Annotated in this window: 16 protein-coding genes; 6 read left to right on the plus strand and 10 right to left on the minus strand. The window is 71.0% G+C overall.

Features of this window, described 5'->3' with window-relative positions; translation table 11 throughout:
• Positions 1-261: 261 nt before the first annotated feature.
• From ACIHAD_RS44275 to ACIHAD_RS44300, 6 genes are all read right to left on the minus strand, one after another.
• Positions 262-753 (minus strand): CinA family protein, encoded by a 492-nt coding sequence (locus ACIHAD_RS44275; RefSeq protein WP_397360847.1) that lies wholly within the window; start codon positions 751-753, stop codon positions 262-264.
• 8 nt (positions 754-761) lie between these two features.
• Positions 762-1,334: a CDP-diacylglycerol--glycerol-3-phosphate 3-phosphatidyltransferase gene (gene pgsA / locus ACIHAD_RS44280; RefSeq protein ID WP_397360848.1), complete on the minus strand. Its 573-nt coding sequence runs from the start codon at positions 1,332-1,334 to the stop codon at positions 762-764.
• Positions 1,331-2,740 carry a 30S ribosomal protein S12 methylthiotransferase RimO gene (gene rimO, locus ACIHAD_RS44285; protein ID WP_397360849.1) on the minus strand — a complete coding sequence of 470 codons (1,410 nt, stop codon included), beginning with the start codon at positions 2,738-2,740 and terminating at the stop codon, positions 1,331-1,333. The genes pgsA and rimO overlap by 4 nt, the downstream gene beginning before the upstream one ends.
• Positions 2,741-2,798: 58 nt before the next feature.
• Positions 2,799-3,563, minus strand: a complete 765-nt coding sequence (locus ACIHAD_RS44290; RefSeq protein WP_397360850.1) for a helix-turn-helix domain-containing protein — start codon at positions 3,561-3,563, stop codon at positions 2,799-2,801.
• 77 nt (positions 3,564-3,640) lie between these two features.
• Complete coding sequence (locus tag ACIHAD_RS44295; RefSeq protein ID WP_397360851.1) at positions 3,641-6,151, minus strand: DNA translocase FtsK; 2,511 nt, start codon at positions 6,149-6,151, stop codon at positions 3,641-3,643.
• A 224-nt stretch (positions 6,152-6,375) separates the two neighbouring features.
• A complete protein-coding gene (locus ACIHAD_RS44300) occupies positions 6,376-7,083 on the minus strand; it encodes a GntR family transcriptional regulator (protein ID WP_397360852.1) in 708 nt (235 codons plus the stop codon).
• 182 nt (positions 7,084-7,265) lie between these two features.
• On the opposite strand from ACIHAD_RS44300, the gene ACIHAD_RS44305 reads away from it, so the two are divergent.
• The gene (locus ACIHAD_RS44305; RefSeq protein WP_397360853.1) at positions 7,266-9,728 is read left to right on the plus strand and encodes a SpoIIE family protein phosphatase; all 2,463 of its coding nucleotides are present in this window, start codon (positions 7,266-7,268) and stop codon (positions 9,726-9,728) included.
• On the opposite strand, the gene ACIHAD_RS44310 is transcribed toward ACIHAD_RS44305, so the two are convergent.
• The 3 genes from ACIHAD_RS44310 to ACIHAD_RS44320 all read right to left on the minus strand — a co-directional run bounded on the left by ACIHAD_RS44310 (position 9,718) and on the right by ACIHAD_RS44320 (position 12,489).
• Entirely contained in the window at positions 9,718-10,653 is a 936-nt protein-coding gene (locus ACIHAD_RS44310; protein WP_397360854.1) for an aldose epimerase family protein, read from the minus strand. The two genes, ACIHAD_RS44305 and ACIHAD_RS44310, sit on opposite strands and share 11 nt — an antisense overlap.
• Complete coding sequence (locus tag ACIHAD_RS44315; RefSeq protein ID WP_397360855.1) at positions 10,650-11,612, minus strand: LacI family DNA-binding transcriptional regulator; 963 nt, start codon at positions 11,610-11,612, stop codon at positions 10,650-10,652. The genes ACIHAD_RS44310 and ACIHAD_RS44315 overlap by 4 nt, the downstream gene beginning before the upstream one ends.
• An 82-nt stretch (positions 11,613-11,694) precedes the next feature.
• Entirely contained in the window at positions 11,695-12,489 is a 795-nt protein-coding gene (locus ACIHAD_RS44320; RefSeq protein WP_397360856.1) for an NAD-dependent epimerase/dehydratase family protein, read from the minus strand.
• Between the two features lie 135 nt (positions 12,490-12,624).
• On the opposite strand from ACIHAD_RS44320, the gene ACIHAD_RS44325 reads away from it, so the two are divergent.
• The 5 genes from ACIHAD_RS44325 to ACIHAD_RS44345 all read left to right on the plus strand — a co-directional run bounded on the left by ACIHAD_RS44325 (position 12,625) and on the right by ACIHAD_RS44345 (position 17,473).
• Positions 12,625-13,932, plus strand: coding sequence for a sugar ABC transporter substrate-binding protein (locus ACIHAD_RS44325; RefSeq protein WP_397360857.1), 1,308 nt, complete (start codon positions 12,625-12,627; stop codon positions 13,930-13,932).
• Positions 13,929-14,855, plus strand: coding sequence for a carbohydrate ABC transporter permease (locus ACIHAD_RS44330; RefSeq protein WP_397360858.1), 927 nt, complete (start codon positions 13,929-13,931; stop codon positions 14,853-14,855). Before ACIHAD_RS44325 ends, ACIHAD_RS44330 begins: the two co-directional genes overlap by 4 nt.
• Positions 14,852-15,712, plus strand: a complete 861-nt coding sequence (locus ACIHAD_RS44335) for a carbohydrate ABC transporter permease (protein WP_397360859.1) — start codon at positions 14,852-14,854, stop codon at positions 15,710-15,712. The genes ACIHAD_RS44330 and ACIHAD_RS44335 overlap by 4 nt, the downstream gene beginning before the upstream one ends.
• A 66-nt stretch (positions 15,713-15,778) precedes the next feature.
• The gene (locus ACIHAD_RS44340) at positions 15,779-16,540 is read left to right on the plus strand and encodes an IclR family transcriptional regulator (RefSeq protein WP_397360860.1); all 762 of its coding nucleotides are present in this window, start codon (positions 15,779-15,781) and stop codon (positions 16,538-16,540) included.
• A 24-nt stretch (positions 16,541-16,564) separates the two neighbouring features.
• Entirely contained in the window at positions 16,565-17,473 is a 909-nt protein-coding gene (locus ACIHAD_RS44345; protein ID WP_397360861.1) for a 5-dehydro-4-deoxyglucarate dehydratase, read from the plus strand.
• Positions 17,474-17,788: 315 nt separating this feature from the next.
• Here the strand turns inward: ACIHAD_RS44345 and ACIHAD_RS44350 are convergent, their stop codons facing one another.
• The gene (locus ACIHAD_RS44350; protein WP_397360862.1) at positions 17,789-19,261 is read right to left on the minus strand and encodes an aldehyde dehydrogenase (NADP(+)); all 1,473 of its coding nucleotides are present in this window, start codon (positions 19,259-19,261) and stop codon (positions 17,789-17,791) included.
• Positions 19,262-19,278 lie beyond the last annotated feature (17 nt).

A 19,278-nucleotide genomic window follows, 5' to 3' on the forward strand; every position in this document is an offset into this window, starting at 1 on the left:
GTCTTCACCACGCCCCGCGCGATCGGATCGTGCCGCACATTGGTCTTCTTGGCTTCGTACATACTCCTCGCCGTCATCATGGGGCGTCGCCGCCCCGGGTCTGCCGCTCGTGCCTGGTCGCGCGACTCATCAGGCCCGCCTGCCGGGCGCTCGGTGCTTGCAGTTGGCTCACGGACCTCACTCACAGCTCCACCGTACCCGTATCCACCGACACCGCGTCAGACCGTGCTTCGCATGTTCGCTCGGGACGTAACACGGTAATCATCCGGAATGTTCCCCTTTGTTAGCCTTAAGCACACCTGCGAGGAGATCGACTGCCTCGTGCACCGTCCTTACCCTGATACGTTCACGCGGCCCGTCCAGGGTCAACTCACGGACCAGGTTCTCCCCGCCCGGACCGTGGACCGCGGCGTACACCAGGCCCACGGGCTTTCCGTCCTGCGGTTCGGGGCCGGCCACGCCGGTCACGGCCAGGCCGTAGCCGGTTCCGCACACCCGGGCGACCCCCCTCGCCATCGCCGCGGCCACCTCGGGATGCACGGCTCCCTCGCGCCGCAGCAGTTCCTCCGGCACACCCAGCAGATCGTGCTTGAGATCGGTGGCGTAGGAGATCACGCCGCCCCTGAACGCCTTGGAGGCCCCCGAGACCGAGGTGAACGCGGCCCCGATGAGCCCGCCCGTCAGCGACTCGGCCACCGCCACGGTGGCCTCCTGCCGCACCAGCAGGGCCAGAACCTCGGCCACGTCCGCCATCGCTCAGATCACTCCCCACGCGCCCGTCTTGCCACCTGGCGCAACTTGACCGCCCGTACGAGATAGTCGCCGCCCGTCACGACCGTCACGACCAGCGCCGCGCCCATCACCACCCACCGCAGCGGCTCCGGCACCCCGGGCAGGATGTAGAGCACGATGGCGGCGATCTGCAGCACGGTCTTGACCTTGCCGCCGTAGCTGGCCGGGATGACCGCGTGCCGCAGCAGGACCAGCCGGAGCAGGGTGATGCCGAGCTCGCGGCCCAGGATCACGATCGTGACCCACCACGGCAGCTCGTCGAGGATCGACAGGCACACCAGCGCCGCCCCGGTGAGCGCCTTGTCGGCGATCGGGTCGGCGATCTTGCCGAAATCGGTGATCAGCCCGTAGCGCCGGGCCAGCTCGCCGTCGAGATGATCGGTGATCGAGGCGACCCCGAACACCCCCAGGGCCGCCAGCCGCCAGCCGGTGCCGGGCAGGAACAGGCATGCGACGAAGAAGGGGACGAGCACCAACCGGAGGACCGTGAGGACGTTGGCGATGTTCCACGGGCTTACCACGCGGCGCTCGTCCCTGGTCATGGACTGGCCTTGATGCGCGCGATCAGGTCAACCCCCTCGGCGTCGACCACGACCGCGCGCACGATCTGCCCCTTGACCAGGCCGATGCCCTGGACCGTCACCGAGCCGTCGACCTCCGGGCCCTGGTGGGCGGCCCGGCCCTCGTAGCCGCCGTCGCCCAGGTCGTCGTCGATGAGCACGTCGACCTCCGTGCCGATGCGCTCCTCGGCGCGCTGGGCGGTCAGCTCCTCCGCCAGCTCGGTGAGCACGCGCACGCGCTCGTCGATGACCTCCTGGTCGAGCTTGCCCGGCAGCTTGGCCGCCTCGGTGCCGTCTTCGTCGGAGTAGCCGAACACGCCGATCACGTCGAGCCTGGCCTGCTCCAGGAACCCGACCAGCTCGCCGAACTCCTCCTCGGTCTCGCCGGGGAAGCCGACGATGAAGTTGGAGCGCACGCCCGCCTCGGGAGCGCCCTTGCGCACGCTCTCCAGGAGGCCGAGGAACCGCTCGGGGTCGCCGAAGCGGCGCATCCGGCGCAGGACGCTCCCGCTGGCGTGCTGGAAGGACAGGTCGAAGTAGTCGGCCACGCCCTCGGTGGCGGTGATCACGTCGATCAGGCCCGGCCGCAGCTCGGCGGGCTGCAGGTAGCTGACCCGCACCCGGTCGATGCCCGGCACGGCGGCGAGCTGCGGCAGCAGCTTCTCCAGCGCCCGCAGGTCGCCCAGGTCCTTGCCGTAGGAGGTGGAGTTCTCGGAGACCAGGACGAGCTCGCGCACGCCCCGGTGGGCCAGCCAGTCGGCCTCGGCGAGCAGCTCGTCGGGGTTGCGCGAGACGTAGGCGCCGCGGAAGGCCGGGATGGCGCAGAACGTGCAGCGCCGGTCGCAGCCGGAGGCCAGCTTGAGCGAGGCGACCGGGCTCTCGTCGAGGCGCCTGCGCAACACGCGCGGGCCGCTGGCGGGCGCGAGCCCGTCGGGCAGCTCGCCGTGGCCCGGGATGCCGGTCTTGGGCGCGTTCCCGCGCTCGACCGGCGAGATGGGCAGCAGCGTGCGGCGGTCGCGCGGCGTGTGCGGCTTGAGCGGCCGCCCGGCCAGCACGTCGTCGAGCCGGCCGCCGATCTCGGTGTAGTCGTCGAAGGAGATGACGGCGCTCGCCTCGGGCAGTGCCTCGGCCAGCTCGTTGCCGTAGCGCTCGGCCATGCAACCCGCGGCCACCACCTTCGCCCCGGAGTCGGCGGCGGCGAGCAGCGTGTCGATGGAGTCTTTCTTGGCCGAGTCAATGAAGCCACACGTGTTGACGACGACGACGTCGGGGTCGTCGTCGCCCAGCTGCCAGCCGGCAGCCTCAAGTCGCGCGGCCAGCTCCTCGGAGTCGACCTCGTTGCGCGCGCAGCCCAGGGTGATCAGCGATGCGGTTCGGCGGGATGACATGGTGAACACTACGGTATCGGGAGTTGGCCACCACCTGATGCACGGCCTCCCCGCCGGACTACCGCGGAGGCGACGTGGTGAGGCCGAACGAGCGGCTCACCATCTCCCCCCGGCCACCGAGTTTGTCCACCTTCTTGCCGTTGACCTGCAAGGACACCGCGCCGGCGTCGGCGAGGAGCAGGCTCAGCCTGTCGGCGGCCTGCCAGGTCGAGCTGTCCCCCTCCTTCAACATCCCGGCGAAGAGCATGCGGCCCTGGCCGTCGCGCACGTTCACGTACGACGTACGCCTGGCCTTGATCTTCAAGGTCACCAGGTTCTTGCCCGCCTTGCCCTTGGCCGCCGCCGCGCGGGGCCCTTCGGTGATCGGCGTGTTCGGCGGCACGCTGGCACTGGGCGTGATGGCGTGCACGTCGGCCGTGCGCACCTGGTCGCTCGCGCCGCCGAGCACCCGCACCGCGCCGAAGACCACCACGACGGCCAGCGCCACGCCGAGCGCCATCGTCCAGTTGGGCCCCCGGCGCTCGCGCAGGGCGAGCGTGCGGTCGGCCTGGAACACGGCGGCCGCGCGCACGGGCTGCGGCGCCCCGCCGTGTTGCTGGTCGAACAGGTGGACGGTGGCCTCGGGATCGAGGCCGACGACCTTGGCGATGGCCTTGACGTGGCCGCGGGCGTAGAAGCCGCCCCCACACTGGTCGTAGTCTTCCTGCTCGATGCGGTTGATGATCGTTTCTCGGATCCGCGTGGCCGCGCTGACCTGCGCGACCGTCATTCCCGCCGCCTGCCTGGCCGCTGCCAGCATGGCCCCGATGCTCTGTTCCTGCACAGCGAACGCCTCCCCACCACGACAGTGCGTAGTGGTTCATATTCAATCAGTTATCGCCGTGGAACCGTGCATTGGGGTCATTCGCCACGCAGGTCGGCCAGCAGGCCAGGCAGATCGTCCGGTTTCACCAGGACTTCTCGGGCCTTGGAGCCCTCGCTGGGGCCGACCACGTTGCGGCTCTCCAGCAGGTCCATCAGCCGTCCGGCCTTGGCGAAGCCGACGCGCAGCTTGCGCTGCAACATCGAGGTCGAGCCGAACTGGGTGGTCACGATCAGCTCGGCGGCCTGGATCAGCAGGTCGAGGTCGTCGCCGATCTCCTCGTCGATCTCCCGCTTGACCGGCGCGGCGGCCACGTCGTCGCGGTACTCGACCTGCATCTGCTCCTTGCAGTGCGTGACGATCTCGGCGATCTCCCGCTCGGAGACGTACGCGTTCTGGATGCGGATGGGCTTGCTCGCGCCCATCGGCAGGAACAGCGCGTCACCCTGGCCGACCAGCTTGTCGGCGCCGGGCTGGTCGAGGATGACCCGCGAGTCGGTCAGCGACGACACCGCGAAGGCCAGCCTGGACGGCACGTTGGCCTTGATCAGGCCGGTGACGACGTCGACCGAGGGCCGCTGGGTGGCGATCACCAGGTGGATGCCGGCCGCGCGGGCGAGCTGCGTGATGCGCACGATCGAGTCCTCGACGTCGCGCGGGGCCACCATCATGAGGTCGGCCAGCTCGTCCACGATGACCAGCAGGTACGGGTACGGCTGGTAGACCCGCTCGCTGCCCGGCGGCGGCACGAGCTTGCCCGCGCGCACGGCCTTGTTGAACTCGTCGACGTGCCGGAAGCCGCTGGCGGCCAGATCGTCGTAGCGGCGGTCCATCTCGCCCACGACCCATTCGAGGGCCTCCGCGGCCTTCTTCGGGTTGGTGATGATGGGGGTGATGAGGTGGGGGATGCCCTCGTAGACGCTGAGCTCGACCCGCTTGGGGTCGACCAGCACCATGCGCACCTCGTCGGGGGTGGAGCGCATGAGGATGCTGGTGATGAGGCCGTTGACGCAGACCGACTTGCCGGCGCCGGTCGCGCCCGCGATGAGCAGGTGGGGCATCTTGGCGAGGTTCGCCACGATGGTACGGCCCTCGACGTCCTTGCCCAGGCCCACGATCATCGGATGATGGTCGGCCTGGGCCACCTGGGAGCGCAGCACGTCGCCGAGCGCCACCAGGTCCTTGTCGGCGTTCGGGATCTCGACCCCGATCGCCGATTTGCCGGGGATCGGGGACAAGATCCTGACGTCGGCCGACTTGACGGCGTAGGCGATGTTCTTGGTGAGGGCGGTGACCTTCTCCACCTTGACCGCGGGGCCCAGCTCGATCTCGTAGCGGGTGACCGTCGGGCCGCGGGTGAAGCCGATCACCTGCGCGTCGATGGAGAACTGCTCCAGCACGCTGGTCAGCGCGTTGACCACGGTCGTGTTGGCCTTGGTCTGCGGCTTGGGCGCGCTGCCGGGCTTGAGGAACTGCAGGTCGGGCAGGCTGTACGGCCCCGCCTGCGGCGACAGCACGAGCTGCTCGACCTTGCGCGGCGCGGGCGTCGGCTCCGGCGGCTCCGGCCTGCGCTCCGGGACGGACGGCTCCTCGTCCGCGGCCCCGTCGACGAGCCCCGGCACGATCTCCGGCGAGTGGTCGGCCAGCTTGTCCTTCTCGGCGAGGACCGGCGTGTCGTACGGCTTGACCGTCTCGGCGCCCTCGGCCTGCGCCTTCTTGGTCCGCGGCCTGCGCTTGGCCGGCTCCCGGTGCCCGAGCGGCTCGGCGTGCCGCTCGAACAGCATGTGCCGCAGCTCCGACAGCCGCTCGGGGATGCGGTGGACGGGCGTGGCGGTGATCACCAGCACGCCGAACCCGGACAGGAGCAGCAGCAGCGGGATCGTGATCCAGGACGGCAGGATGCTCATCGGCGGCGCCGACACGATGAACCCGACCATGCCACCGGCGGCCGACACCTTGTCCATGCCCTGCCCCTGGCCCGCAGGGTAGGGGGTGTCGTTGGCCACGTGGATGACGCCGAGCACGCCGATCATGAGCGCGCTCCAGCCGATGACCATGCGGCCGGTGTCGGCGTTCTGGTCGGGGTGGCGCAGGTAGCGCCAGGCCAGCAGGCCGAGCAGCAACGGCAGCGCCCAGGCCAGCGAGCCGAACACGGCGTGCACGACGGTGTTCACGACGCCCGAGACCGTGCCCTCGGGGTTGCGCCAGGTCATCGCGGCCAGCACGATCGCGCCGGCCAGCACCGACAGGCCCACGCCGTCGCGCCGGTGGGCGGGGTCGAGCTCGCGGGCGTTCTTGCCGAGCGCGCGGGCGGTGCTGCCGATGCCGTTGGCGAGCAGCATCCACAACCCGACGATCAGCTTGCCGACCATCGTGAAGACCCAGCTGATCGGGTCGGGATGGGTCACGGAGGACTTGCGGCCGGAGCTCGCGGCCTTCGCCCTCGGTCGCCCCGCCGCCGTGGCCGGCCGCTTCGCGGGGGTCGATCGAGGCGAGGTCGACCGCTTCGCCGGCCCCTTCGATGCGCTTTTCGGCGTACGGGTGGCCATGATGCCAAAGGTACGTCGGAGACGCCGCCGCACGCGCGGAGACGCGCCGTGCGCCGGGAATGTCCAATTCTCATCATATAGATGGCTGATCACGTTCCGTAGCGCCACGCATCGTACGGTCATGACGTTCACCCGTGCCGACCTCGGCCCGTCAGGGGCGCGGGCCACGCTCGTGCCGCTGTCGGCCGCGCCGCCGGTCCACGAGCTGGACACCGAGGTGCTGCTCAGTCATATCGGGTGACGAACGAGATCATGTCGCCGCGGCAGCGCCGCTCGACATGGCACAGGGGCCGCCCGTCGTGCGTGAGCAGCCCCTCCCGCACCAGCACCGCCTCGCCCGCCTGCATCTCCAGCATGCTCTGGTCGTGCAGGTCGGCGGGCTCGGCCGAGATGGCGTGCCAGGCGTAGCGGTTGGGGTGTCCGGCGGCCTCCAGGGAGCCGAGCACGCCCGCCTTGGCGTCGAGGCGCAGCCCGGCCAGCTCGGGGCCCAGGCGGTAGCGGCTGAGCACGCAGGGCCGTTCGGCGTTCCCGAGCAGGGTGGTGATCTCGTGCACGAGGCCGCCGGGCAGCCGCAGGTGACCGGCCGCCGCCGGATGGGCCGCCTCGGCGCGCTCCACGACCCGCTCACCGCCGCCGAACACGCCCGCCAGGCCCGCGATGTCCGACGGGCGGTGCCGGCGCGTCTCGGGGTCGATGGAGACCTCGATCCGGCGCGGCGCCCGCCTGACGAAGCTCCCGAGCCCCTGCCGGGTCTCGACCAGGCCGGCCTTGCGCAGCTCCACCATCGCCTGGCGGGCGGTCAGCCGGTGGACGCCGTAGCGCTCGGCGAGCGCGTCCTCGGTGGGCAGGCGCTCGCCCGGCGCCAGCTCGCCCGACTCGATGGACCTGCCGAGGAGTCGGGCGATCTCCCGGTAGCGGGCTTGTCGTGGCACGTGAACACCTTAAGGTGCCGCGGGGTTCACCCCTCGGCCACATGCAGGCAGTGCTGACCGGCCTTTTCCGGGACGTGTGCCGGCCGGGAGCACCTTCTTCACAACCGGAGGTATCAACGGCACCCATCTGACACTCTGACTGTGACCCAACTGCCACAACGAGTGATGTTCTAGGACGCACAGTGGACACGACCAGAGTGTCGAGCACAGCCTTCGACGGCACTCCCCACGCCCCGGCGCACGCGCGCCGCTTCATCCGCCAGGTGCTCGCCGAGTGGCGCCTCAGCCATCTGGCGGAGGACGCGGTGCTGCTGACCAGCGAGCTCGTCACCAACGCCGTGCTGCACGCGGGCACCGGCATCGAGCTGACCTGCCGCCTCGACGTGGCGGCGAGCCCGGCCAGGCTGGAGATCGAGGTCGACGACCACCGGCCCGGCAGGACGGTCCCGACGCCCGAGAGCCCGTCCACCGACCCGGTGCGCGCGTCCGGGCGCGGGCTCGCGCTGGCCGCCATGCTGGCCGACGCGTGGGGCGTCACCTACACCAGGACCGCCAAGCGGGTGTGGGTGCGCATGGAGCTGACCGACGGGCCCGACCACCAGGAGGTCATGGTCGGCACGCCGGGCCTGGCGCCCGCCACCGTGGCCGCGCCCATCGAGGGGCTGCACGTCGGCGTGCTGCTCGCCGACGGCGACGGAACCGTGCTGTCGTGGAACTCCGAGGCCGGGCACCTGCTGGGCTGGACGTCCGAGCAGGCCGTCGGCAGGCCGCTGGCCGACCTGGTGGCCTGGCGCGGCCACGGCCCGTACGCGATGTCCCTGGCCTCGACGCTGTCCCTGGGCCGCTGGCGGGGCGAGGCGCGCATGCGCCACCTCGACGGCCGGCTGATCCCCGTCTACGTCTCCCACGTACGCAGCCGCGGCGGGCCGGAGGACCGGCGGTCGGTCTGGATGATGGTGGCCGGCGACCACCGCTACGTGCTGACGCCGCCGGCGGCGCCGCTGCGCAGGGAGGCCGGACGGCGGATCAAGGACCTGCTCGACCGGGACATGCCGTTCGCGGAGTTGCTGGACACCATCGCCCGGATCGTCCAGACCAGCAGCGGCGGCGACGCGGCGTACGTGCTGCTGGCCGCCGAGGGCGGCGACCGGTTCGGCGTGGCGGCGGGCGCGGGCGCGACGGCGGGGCTGGTGGGCGTGCTGGCCGCGGGCGTGTTCGGCCCCGACGGCAGGACGCCGTCGATGATCGACGACCTGCTGGCCGGCGACGTCGAGCTGGCCCAGCAGCTCCGGGCCAGGTCGCTGGCGTGCGCGCCGATGACCGTGGGCGGCGAGGTGACCGGCTACATCGTGGTGACCGCGGCCCAGCCGGGCCGTTTCGACCAGGAGCTCACGGTCAGCCTCCAGCACATCGCCGACCAGGTGGCCGTGCCGGTGCAGCGCGAGCGGCTGGCCGAGCGCGAGCGCGCCCACCGCGGCCGGCTGTCGTTCCTGGCCGAGGCGGGCGAGCTGCTGGCCGGGGTGCACGACGAGGAGCTGATCGCCGCGCTGACCGCGCAGCTCGTCGTGCCGAAGATCGCGACGTGGGCGGCGGTCTACCTGACCGATCTGGCGGGCATGACCAGGCTCGCCCACGTCTGGCACAGCGAGGAGCGCTACAACGCCAATCTGCGCAGGTCGCTGCCGGCGATCCCGCGCACCGCGCTCAACGAGGTGAGCTGGCCGGTCGGCGCCGAGACCGTGCTGTCGTTCCCGCTGCTCACGCAGGGCAGGTCGCACGGCGCGCTGGTGATCGGCCGCGCCGAGCCGACCCTGCCGCTGGAGCTGGCCGACCTGCTGGCCGACCTGTGCCGGCTGGTCGCGCTCAACCTGCACACCGCCATGTTGTACGCCCGGCAGGCGACCACCTCGCGGGTGCTGCAACGCAGCCTGCTGCCCATGCGCGCGGCCCCCATGCCGGGCCTGGAGTCGGCGGTCGTCTACGAGCCGGCCGAGGAGGGCGCCGACGTGGGCGGCGACTTCTACGACCTGTTCACGGTCTCCGACCACTGGTGCTTCGCCCTCGGCGACGTGTGCGGCAGCGGCCCGGAGGCGGCCGCGGTGACCGGCCTGGCCCGGCACGCCGTACGGCTGCTGGCCAAGGAGCACTACACGGTGGCCGACATCTTCGACCGGCTCAACCAGGCCTTGCTGGAGGAAGGGGACGAAGGCCGCTTCCTGAGCCTGCTGTGCGGCGAGCTGACCCCGCTCCCCCAGGGCGGTGCGCTGTGCACGATCGCGTCGGCCGGGCACCCGCCGCCGCTGCTGCTGCGCGCCGACGGCGTGGTGGACACCGTCGCCGCGCCGCAACTGCTGCTCGGCATCGAGGCCGGCGCCAGGTTCTACGTCGAGACGTTCGAGCTGGCGCCGGAGGAGGTGCTGCTGTGCGTCACCGACGGCGTGACCGAGCGGCGCGACGGCGACCGGCTGCTCGACGACGACGACGGCCTGTCGGCGCTGCTGTCCACCTGCCGGGGGCTGAGCGCCCACGCGGTGGCCGAACGCGTGCGGCAGGCGGTCGAGACGTTCGCCCAGGAGCCGTCGCAGGACGACGTGGCGCTGCTGGTCATCAAGGCCGCGACGGAGCTGCGCGGGGTCAGGCCGTGAACCGGTAGGTGGTCGAGGAGGTGTGGCGCTCACCGGGCCGCAGCACGGTGGAGGGGAAGTGCGGCTGGTTCGGCGAGTCAGGGAGGTGCTGGGTCTCCAGGCACAACCCGGCGAAGGGCCCGTACGGCGTGGCGACCCCGTCGAGCATGCCGCCCGCGTAGAACTGCACGGCGGGCTCGGTGGTGGTCACCCGCATGGTCAGGCCGCCCGCGCTGACCTCGATGTCGCCGTCGAGCACGTAGCAGTGGTCGTAGCCGCCGCCCATCCGCTCGCCCACCGCGTGCGGCCCGGTGAAGTCGAAGGGGGTGCCCTTGACCGGCGCGAGCTCGCCGGTGGGGATCTTGCCGTCGTCCACGGGGAGGTAGTGGCCGGCGTCCATGCGGACCACGTGGCCGAGCACGTCGCCGCCGCCGGTCAGGTTGAAGTAGGAGTGGTTGGTGAGGTTGAGCACGGTCGGCGCGTCGGTCTCGGCGGCGTAGTCGAGGCGGATCGCGTCGTCCTCCAGGGTGTAGGTGACCGCGGCGGTGAGCGTGCCGGGGTAGCCCTGGTCGCCGTCGGGGCTGGTCAGTTCGAGGGTGACCGAGGAGGGGGTGCGGGCGGTGATCGTCCATACCCTGGCGTCGAAGCCCTCGGTGCCGCCGTGCAGGCTGTTGGGGCCGTTGTTGACCGGCAGGCGGTGCTCGCGGCCGTCGAGGGTGAACCGGCCGCCGGCGATGCGGTTGCCGTAACGGCCGACCACGGCGCCGAAGTAGCGGCTGCGGGTCAGGTAGTCCTCCAGCGTGTCCAGGCCGAGCACGACGTCGAGGCCGGAGACCTCCAGCGAGCGCAGGACGGCGCCGTAGGTGAGCACCTCGGCGCGCAGCCGTCCGGACGACAGCTCCACGCGCTCGACGGTCTCGCCGGACGGCAGCGTTCCGAAGATCATGTGTTGGCCCTTCCCGTGGACTCGCGGACGATGAGGTCGGTGTCCAGGTTGATCACCGCGCCCTCGCCCTCTGATTGCAGCAGCAGGTCGACCGCCATCCGCCCGGCCGCCGCGGCGGGCATCGCCACCGTGGTGAGCTTGGGCCGGCCGAGCCGCCCGGGCAGGATGTCGTCGAACCCGATCACACTGACCCGGCCCGGCACCTCGATGTCCATCGCCGTCAGCCCCTCGATGAGGCCGAGCGCGACGAGGTCGTTGTAGGCCAGCACGCCGGTCGCCCCGCAGGCGGCCACCTCGGGCGCCACCGCCAGGCCGCCCGACTCGGTGGGCTGGTTGGGGCCGAAGAAGAGCAGGTCGAGGCCCGGCATCTCGGCCGCGGCGGCCTGCATCTCGTTGCTGGTCCACGAGCCGGGCGGGCCGGACAGCAGGGCGATCCTGCGGTGGCCGAGCCCGGCCAGGTGCTCCAGCGCGAGCCTGGCGCCCTTGCCGACGTCCATCAGCACCGCGGGCATGCCCTTGATCCGCCGGTTGACCAGCACGAACGGGACGTCCTCGGCCAGGCGCTCGATCATCCGGTTGGACAGCCGGGGGCTGCACAGCAGCACGCCGTCCACCTGCTTGGCGAACGTGCGGATCAGCTCCTCCTCGACCCGCGGGTCCTCGTCGGTGTCGGCCACGAAGACGTGGTAGTCGCGCCCTCGCGCCTGCGCCTGCGCGGCCTTGATCAGCGGCGGGAAGAAGGGGTTGGCGATGTCGGCCACGATGAGGCCGAGGTTGAACGTGCGCCCGGTCGTCAGCGCCCTGGCCGCCCGGTTGGGCCGGTAGCCGAGGTCGTCGGCCGCGGCCAGCACCCGGTTCCGCGTGGCAGGATTGACCAGATGCGGCGCCGAGAAGGTGCGCGAGACGGTCGACACGTGCACGCCGCAGGCGCGTGCGACGTCCTTGATCGTCACCGTCATCGTCGTCCTCCTTGCAAACGGTTGCCAGAGCCAAGCCTTGACCTTTGGCAGTCTAGCCGTCAAGGTTTCTGCAACCGTTTGCTTACCAGGAGCCGCCGAGCTCCTTGAGCGTGAACACCCCGCCGGCGCGGTCGTGCACGGGGTCCGACAGGTCGGGCTCGCCCTGTTCGGCGATGAGCGCGGCGGCCTGGGGCTCGGAGCTGTCGCGGGGGTCGTAGCCGATGCGGCGGGCCTCCGCCAGCGACCACCACCGGCGGGCGTTGTCGGAGACGCCCCAGACGACGTGGTGGCCGGACGCGGTGAGCCCGGCCTCGACCAGCCGGGCGAGGTCGTCGGGTGAGATCCAGGTGGCCAGGCCGCGGGTGTCGGCCGAGCCCTCGTTGCAGGTGCCGAGCCGGATCACGGTCACGTTCATGCCGAACCGGTCGTGGTACAGGCTGCCCAACGCCTCCATGACGACCTTGCTGACGCCGTAGTAGGTGTCCGGGCGCGGGAAGGCGTAGTCGGGCAGGTCGGAGCCGTCCCGCGGCCTGGTGTGGAAGCCGGCCGCGTGGTGGCTGCCCATGAGCACCAGATGCCGGACGCCCTCGTTCCTGGCGGCCTCCATGAGGACCTGGGTGCCGGTGATGTTGGCGTGCACGATGTCGTCCCACGGGCGCTCGCGGCTCTGGCCGCCCAGGTGGAGGACGGCGTCCACGCCTTTCATGGCCGCGGCCATGGCCGCGGGGTCGGCGAGGTCGGCGCCCGCCCATTCCTCGTCCGGGCCCGTCTCGACCGGGAGGAGGTCGGAGAGCCGCAGCGTACGACCTGGACGGGCCAGCCGCGGGCGGAGCAGCGTGCCGACATTTCCCGCGGCGCCGGTCATCAGAATGCGCATGCCAACCGTTGTACACAATTCTGATCTAAATTCACATACTTGAATATTGACCGCCTTGTCCCGCCGTAGTTACCGTCACAGGAACGAGTTCAGGCACACGACACGTATCCACGTATGTGAACGGGAGGCGGTCTGATGTCACGCCGTTTGCTGGGGGTCGCGCTCGCCGCGACCCTGGCCGCAACGCTGACGGGCTGCGGTTCCGGGGGATCGGCCAAGGACGACACGCTGGAGATCTGGATCAGGCAGGCGCCCGATTCCGATTCCGCGAAGACGGCGGTGAAACTCGCCGACGCGTTCACCAAGGCCAGCGGGGTGAAGACCAAAGTCGTCGCCCTCTTCGACGACTTCGAGACGAAACTGAACCAGCAGGCCTCGCAGAAGGCGCTTCCCGACATCGTCATCAACGACACCGCCCAGCTCGGCAACATGCATTCGCAGGGCTGGCTCCAGGAGATCGACCAGGCCGGGCTGGCCGGTGGCGACCAGCTCTCCGACCTGGCCTGGAAGGCGGCCACCGGCTCCGACGGCAAGTTCTACGGCGCGCCCTTCTCCGCCCAGGCCTTCGCTCTCATCGTCCGCAGGGACTGGCGGGAGAAGGTCGGCATGCAGCCGCCGCAGACCTGGGCCGACCTGGCCGGGCTGGCGCGGGCGTTCACCGAGAAGGACCCCGACGGCAACGGACGCAAGGACACCGCGGGCTTCGTGATCCCGGCCGGCACCAAACGCGGCTACGCCTCCTGGTACGCCTCCTCCCTCGTCTACGCCAACGGCGGCGACTTCGTGAAGTCCACCGGCCCCGGCAGATTCACCGCGATGACGAACGACCCCAGGACCGTCGAGGCCGTCCAGTACCTCCAGGACCAGTTCTGCCGGAGCAGGACGGTCAACCCCGGCGCGGTCAGCAACGACACCACCGTCACGCACGAGGTGTTCGAGAAGGGACAGGGCGGCATCTACCTGGTCGGCCCGTACGTGCTGGCCCGGTTCGTCAAGAGCGTCGGCACCGACAAGATAGAGGTGCTGCCGGTGCCCAAGGGCCCGTCCGGCGGCCCCGGGACCCTCGGCGAGGGCGAGAACGTCTACCTCATGGTCGGCTCCGGCCTGGCCGGAGCCCAGAAGAAGTTCGCCGAGTTCGCGATCTCCCCCGAGGGCCAGCGGATCGGCATGAACAAGGACGCCAACGGCGCCATCGTCCGCCTGCCCGTGAACAAGGGCGTCGACCTGGCCGCCGAGCGGCAGGACCCGCGATGGAAGGTGTTCCAGGAGTCCTACGAACACGCCGTCTACGCGCCGCCGGTGCCCAACTGGGCGCCCATCCGGCAGGACTCGGCCGACGTCATCAACACCGTGTGGGCCGACTGCGGCGCCGACGTCAAGACCAAGATGGACGAGCTGACCACCAAGCTCAACCAGGAACTGCAGAGCCAGAAAGCGTCATGACCCCGACCGTCACCCGGGCGGCGGCCACGGCGGCACCCCCGCGACGCCGCGCCAGGCCGGCGCGGCGGCGCGGGACGCTGGCCGCCTGGCTGTTCCTCGCGCCCGCCCTGCTGCTGTTCCTGTACTTCAAGTTCATCCCGATGGTCCTGGGCCTGTGGAAGAGCTTCAACAAGGTCCAGTACGCCTCGGACGAATGGGTCGGCCTCGACAACTACCGCACGATCATCGCGGACGACGCGTTCGTCGCGGCCATCTGGCACAGCCTCGTGCTGGCGCTCGGCACCACGCTCGGCTCGCTCCTGCTCGGGCTCGTGCTCGCGCTGCTCATCGAGGGGCCCGCCCGCTACCTGTGGTTCGTCAGGACCGCGGCCTTCCTCCCGGTCGTCACCACGATGGCGGCGGTGGCCGAGGTGTGGCGGATCATGTTCCATCCGGGCGACACCGGCATGCTCAACGTCGTCATCGGGTGGGCGGGCCTCGACCCTCAGCCCTGGCTGGGCAGCGAGGACTCCTCGCTCTGGTCGATCATGCTGATGAGCGTCTGGCGGGGGACGCCGTACGACATGATGATCTTCCTGGCCGGCCTGGTCGGCGTGGACCGCAGCCTGTACGAGGCCGCCGCCGTCGACGGCGCCTCCACCCGGCACCGGCTGCGGCACATCACGCTGCCGGCGTTGCGTCCGGTGTTCTGGATCCTGTTCACGCTGGCCGCCATCCGCGGGCTGCGGGTGTTCGTCGAGGTGTACGTCCTGACCAACGGCGGCCCCAACGGCTCGTCGGAGGTGCTGATGACGCTGATCTACAAGCTCGGCTTCCAGAAGAACGAGCTGGGGGTCGCCTCGGCGGGCGGGATCGTGCTGTTCCTGGCCACGCTGGCGCTGACCCTGGTCGTGCAGGCACTGCGCAGGAGGCAGGCGACATGAGGTTCGACAGCGCCCTGGGCCTGGAGGCGCGCAAGGGGGCACTGGCCACCGCCGGCAAGGTCGCGCTCTACTCCGCGATGGTCCTGGTCTTCACCGGGCCGCTGGTGGGGCTGCTGGTCAGCGCGTTCAGCAGGACGCTCGACCCGACGTCCTTCTCGTTGTGGCCCGACGACCTCACGCTGGAGAACTTCGTCCAGGCCGGGGAGAAGAACGTCTATCTGTACCTGTTCAACTCCTTCGTCGTCGTGGGGTTCGGGCTGCTGCTGCAACTGCTGGTGAGCGTGTTCGCGGCGTACTCGCTGGCGCGCAAGAAGTTCCGCGGCATGACGGTCGTGATGCTGCTCATGCTGGCCACGATGATGCTGCCCGAGGAGATCATCGCGATCCCGCTGTCGCTGGTCCTGGCCGACCTGCCCGTCCTGCACCTGAACCTGATCGGCACGTACGCCGGGATGATCCTGCCCGTCGGCGCCTGGGGCTTCTCGATCCTGGTGATGACCGAGTTCATGAAGGAGGTGCCGGTCGAGCTGGAGGAGGCCGCCCGCATCGACGGCGCGGGCGAGCTGCGCATCTTCGCGACGATCATCGTGCCGCTGTGCCGTCCGGCGCTCGGCGTGATCGGCGTCTTCGGCTTCACCATGATCTGGGACCAGTACCTGCTGCCCCTGATCGTCTCGACGGACTCCAGCACCTGGACCCTGCCCATCGCCCTGCGCTCACTCCGCTCGGACGAGGAGGTCGGCATCGGCGTGCTGCTCGCGGCCTCGCTGCTGGCGCTGCTGCCGTCGATCGTCGCGTTCCTGGCGTTCCAGCGGCAGTTCATGCGGGGTCTGACGAGTGGCGCGATCAAGGGTTGATGTCCATGTATCTGGACGGGATCCCATATCCTGACACCCTGAAGCCGCCGCCGAGATGGGACGAGTATGGAGCCACAGCTGGTCAAGTCCGCCGAGCGGACCGTACGCATCCTGGAGACCCTGGCAGAGTCCTCCGACCATCTGACGCTGTCGGAGCTGCAGCGGCGCACCGGCTTCCCGCGCAGCAGCCTGCACGCCCTCATGCGCACCCTGGTCGAGCTCAACTGGGTGGAGACCGACACGACCAGGTCGGCGTTCGGGATCGGGCCGCACGCCCTGCTGACCGGCACCGCCTACCTCGACAAGGACCCGGCACTGCGCTTCGCCCAGGAGACCCTGGAAGACCTGCGGGACGAGATCGGCCAGACCGTGCACTTCGCCCGCAGGGACGAGGCCCACGTCCTCTACCTGGCCACCCGCGAGTCGCGCGAGGCGGGCCACGTGATCCCCAGGGTGGGCCGGCGGCTGCCCGCGCACGTGACCGCGCTCGGCCAGGTGCTGCTCGCCCAGCTCACCGACGACGAGGTCGTGGCCCTGCTGCCCGACCCGCTGAAGGCGCTGACCGAGCACACCATCACCGACCTGACCAAGCTGACCGGCGAACTCGACCAGGTCCGCACCCGGGGCTGGGCCCTCGAACGCGAGCAGGGCACCCCCGGCGTCGCCTGCGTGGCCGTGGCGGTCGACTACCGCATCCCGGCCACCGACGCGATCAGCTGCTCGATGCCGGTCGCGCTGCCGCCCGCCGAGATCGAGCGCATCACCGAAGCGGTGATCAAGCACACCCGCAAGCTGGCTGCCACTCTGCGCAGGGAGGGCATCCGCTAGACCCCCTCTTTGGAAGGACTGCCGATGCGGCTGGATGGTGTTCTCTTCTTTCCCGTGACCCCCTTCGACGGCGACGGGGCCGTCTCGGAGCCGGTGCTGGCCGAGCACGTCTCCGCCGGGGTCGCGGCCGGGGCGGGAGGAGTGTTCGCCGCGTGCGGCACCGGTGAGTTCAACGCCCTCGACCTCGCCGACTACGCCAAGGTCATGGCCACGTCGGTGGCGGCGGCGCGGGGCCGGGTGCCCGTGTTCGGGGGCGCGGGCGGGCCGCTGCCCATCGCCAGGGCCGTCGCGCGGGCCGCCGCCGACAGCGGCGCCGACGGGTTGCTGCTGCTGCCCCCGTACCTGGTCAGCGGCCCGCCGTCCGGGCTGGTGCGGTACGTGCGCGAAGTGGCCTCCGCCACCGACCTGCCGGTCATCATCTATCAGCGGGGGAACGCGCGCTTCTCCCCCGCCGCCGTGGCCGAGCTCGCCGCCCTGCCGAACGTCATCGGCTTCAAGGACGGGCTCGGCGACCTCGACCTGCTCCAGCGCATCATCCTGACCGTCCGGGCGGCGGCGCCCGCCGGGGAGTTCACGTTCTTCAACGGCCTGCCCACCGCCGAGCTGACCGTGCCCGCCTACCGCGGACTCGGGGTGGGCCTGTACTCCAGCGCCGTGTTCGCCTTCGCACCCGAGATCGCGCTGGCCTTCCACAAGGCGGTGACGGGCGGGGACGAGGTGCTCGTACGGCGGCTGCTCACCGGTTTCTACCTGCCGTTGGTGGAGCTGCGCGACCTGGTGCCGGGGTATGCGGTGTCGTTGGTCAAGGCAGGCGTACGGATGCGGGGGCTCGACGTGGGCGGCGTCCGCGCCCCCCTCCTGGACCCCACCCCCGACCACCTGGCCACCTTGGAACACATCACGGCACGGGGCCTGCACCTGGCGGGCACCTGACCGCACCCACGGCCACTTTCCCCGCAAGCTGACCGACGCACTCACCAACCCCCACCTAACCCCCTTCCAACCTCGCCCCTCACCCCTCACAACCCCGCACATGCCCAGCACCCCCACAGGGGCCGCCCCCTCACGACCCCAGCACCCCTCGCAGGGGCCGCTACCCTCACGAGCCCAGCACCCCTGACAAGCCAGCACCCCCTCTCGTGAACGAGCCCCTCTTCTGAGCGAGCCCGCATCGGCGGCGGGCCCGCATCTCAAGAGCGAGCCCACCTCCCCATAAGCACGCTCGCCCCCGAGAGCAGGTCCCGCCCGTCACCCCGTCTGCAGTCGGCCGTCCACCCGGCGGGGGATCCCGAGCGGGTTGGTGTCCTTGAGCTCGTCCGGCAGCAGCGCCTCCGGCCAGTCCTGGTACGCGACCGGTGCCACCCACCGCCCGATCGCCGTCGCCCCCACCGACGTGTACGCCGACGTCGAGGCAGGCCACGGCCCGCCGTGGTGCATCGCCCAGGAGACGGCCACCCCGGTCGGCCATCCGTTCCAGACCAGCCGCCCCGCCTTCCGCCCGAGCACCTCGACGATCTCCTCGGCCTCGTCCGGATCACCGCCATGGACAGTCGCCGTGAGCGACCCCTCCAGCCGCTCCAGCACCCGGCGCAACTCCGAGATCTGCCGATAGGTCACCACAACAGCCGCTGGTCCGAAACACTCCTCCGCGATCCCCGGCAGCCTCTCGCCGAACGACTCCAGATCGGTCATGAACACCTTGGGCGCCACCGCCCAGGCCCCCTCCCCCGGCTTCCCCTCCGCCAGCAGCGGCAGCTCGCCGAGCCGTCCGAGCCCGCCCAGGTACCCGTCCCTGATCCGCTCGGCCAGCATGGGCCCGCCGCCGGTCCCCTCGACCGCCGCGACCAGCGCCTTGCGCAGCTCGTCGTCCTCGGGCACGAAGAGCAGGCCCGGATTCGTGCAGAACTGCCCGACCCCCAGCGTCAGCGAGGCCGCGAACCCGCTCGCCACCTCCTGCGCCGGCGCCGACGGCAACACGACCACGGGATTGACGCTGCCCAGCTCACCGTAGAAGGGGATGGGCGTCTCCCGCTCGTCGATCAGCTTCTGGATCGCCTTGCCGCCCGCCACCGACCCGGTGAACCCGGCCGCGACCACCCGGGGGTGGCGTACCAGGTCGGCGCCCGCCTGCATCCCCTGCACCAGCCCGAGCAGGTCTGGATAAGGCAGGGCATCTCGTACGATCTTCGCCACCCGCTCGGACGTGTTCGGATGCCCCGGATGCGCCTTGACCACCACGGCACACCCCGCCGCCAGCGCCGAGGCGGTGTCCCCGCCGGCCACCGAGAAAGCGAACGGGAAGTTGCTCGCCGCGAACACCGCGACCACCCCGGCCAGCGGATGGTTCATCCGCCGCACGTCCGGGCGAGGCGGCGTGAGCGCCGGGTCGGCGTGGTCGATGACGGCCTCCAGGTAGCCGCCGTCCCTGATGACCTGGGCGAAAAGCCGGAACTGGCCCACCGTACGCGCGACCTCGCCGCGCAGCCGCACCTCTCCCAGCGCGGTCTCCTGGTCGGCGAGTTGCCACAGTTCGTCCACGTGTGCGGTGAGCGCGTCGGCGACGGCCTCCAGCGCCTCCGCCCGCTCGTCCGCGGGGGTCGCGCACCACGCGGCGCCGGCCGCCACCGCCGCGGAGACGATCAAGTCGACCCCGGCGCTGTCGGTCTCGGGCAGCGCTCCGCCCACGGTCTCACCGGTCCTGGGGTCGTATCCGTAGATCATCGAGTGGCCCTTCGGAG

Origin of the sequence: Nonomuraea sp. NPDC052265 (genome assembly GCF_044547985.1) — a bacterium.
Lineage (GTDB): Bacteria > Actinomycetota > Actinomycetes > Streptosporangiales > Streptosporangiaceae > Nonomuraea.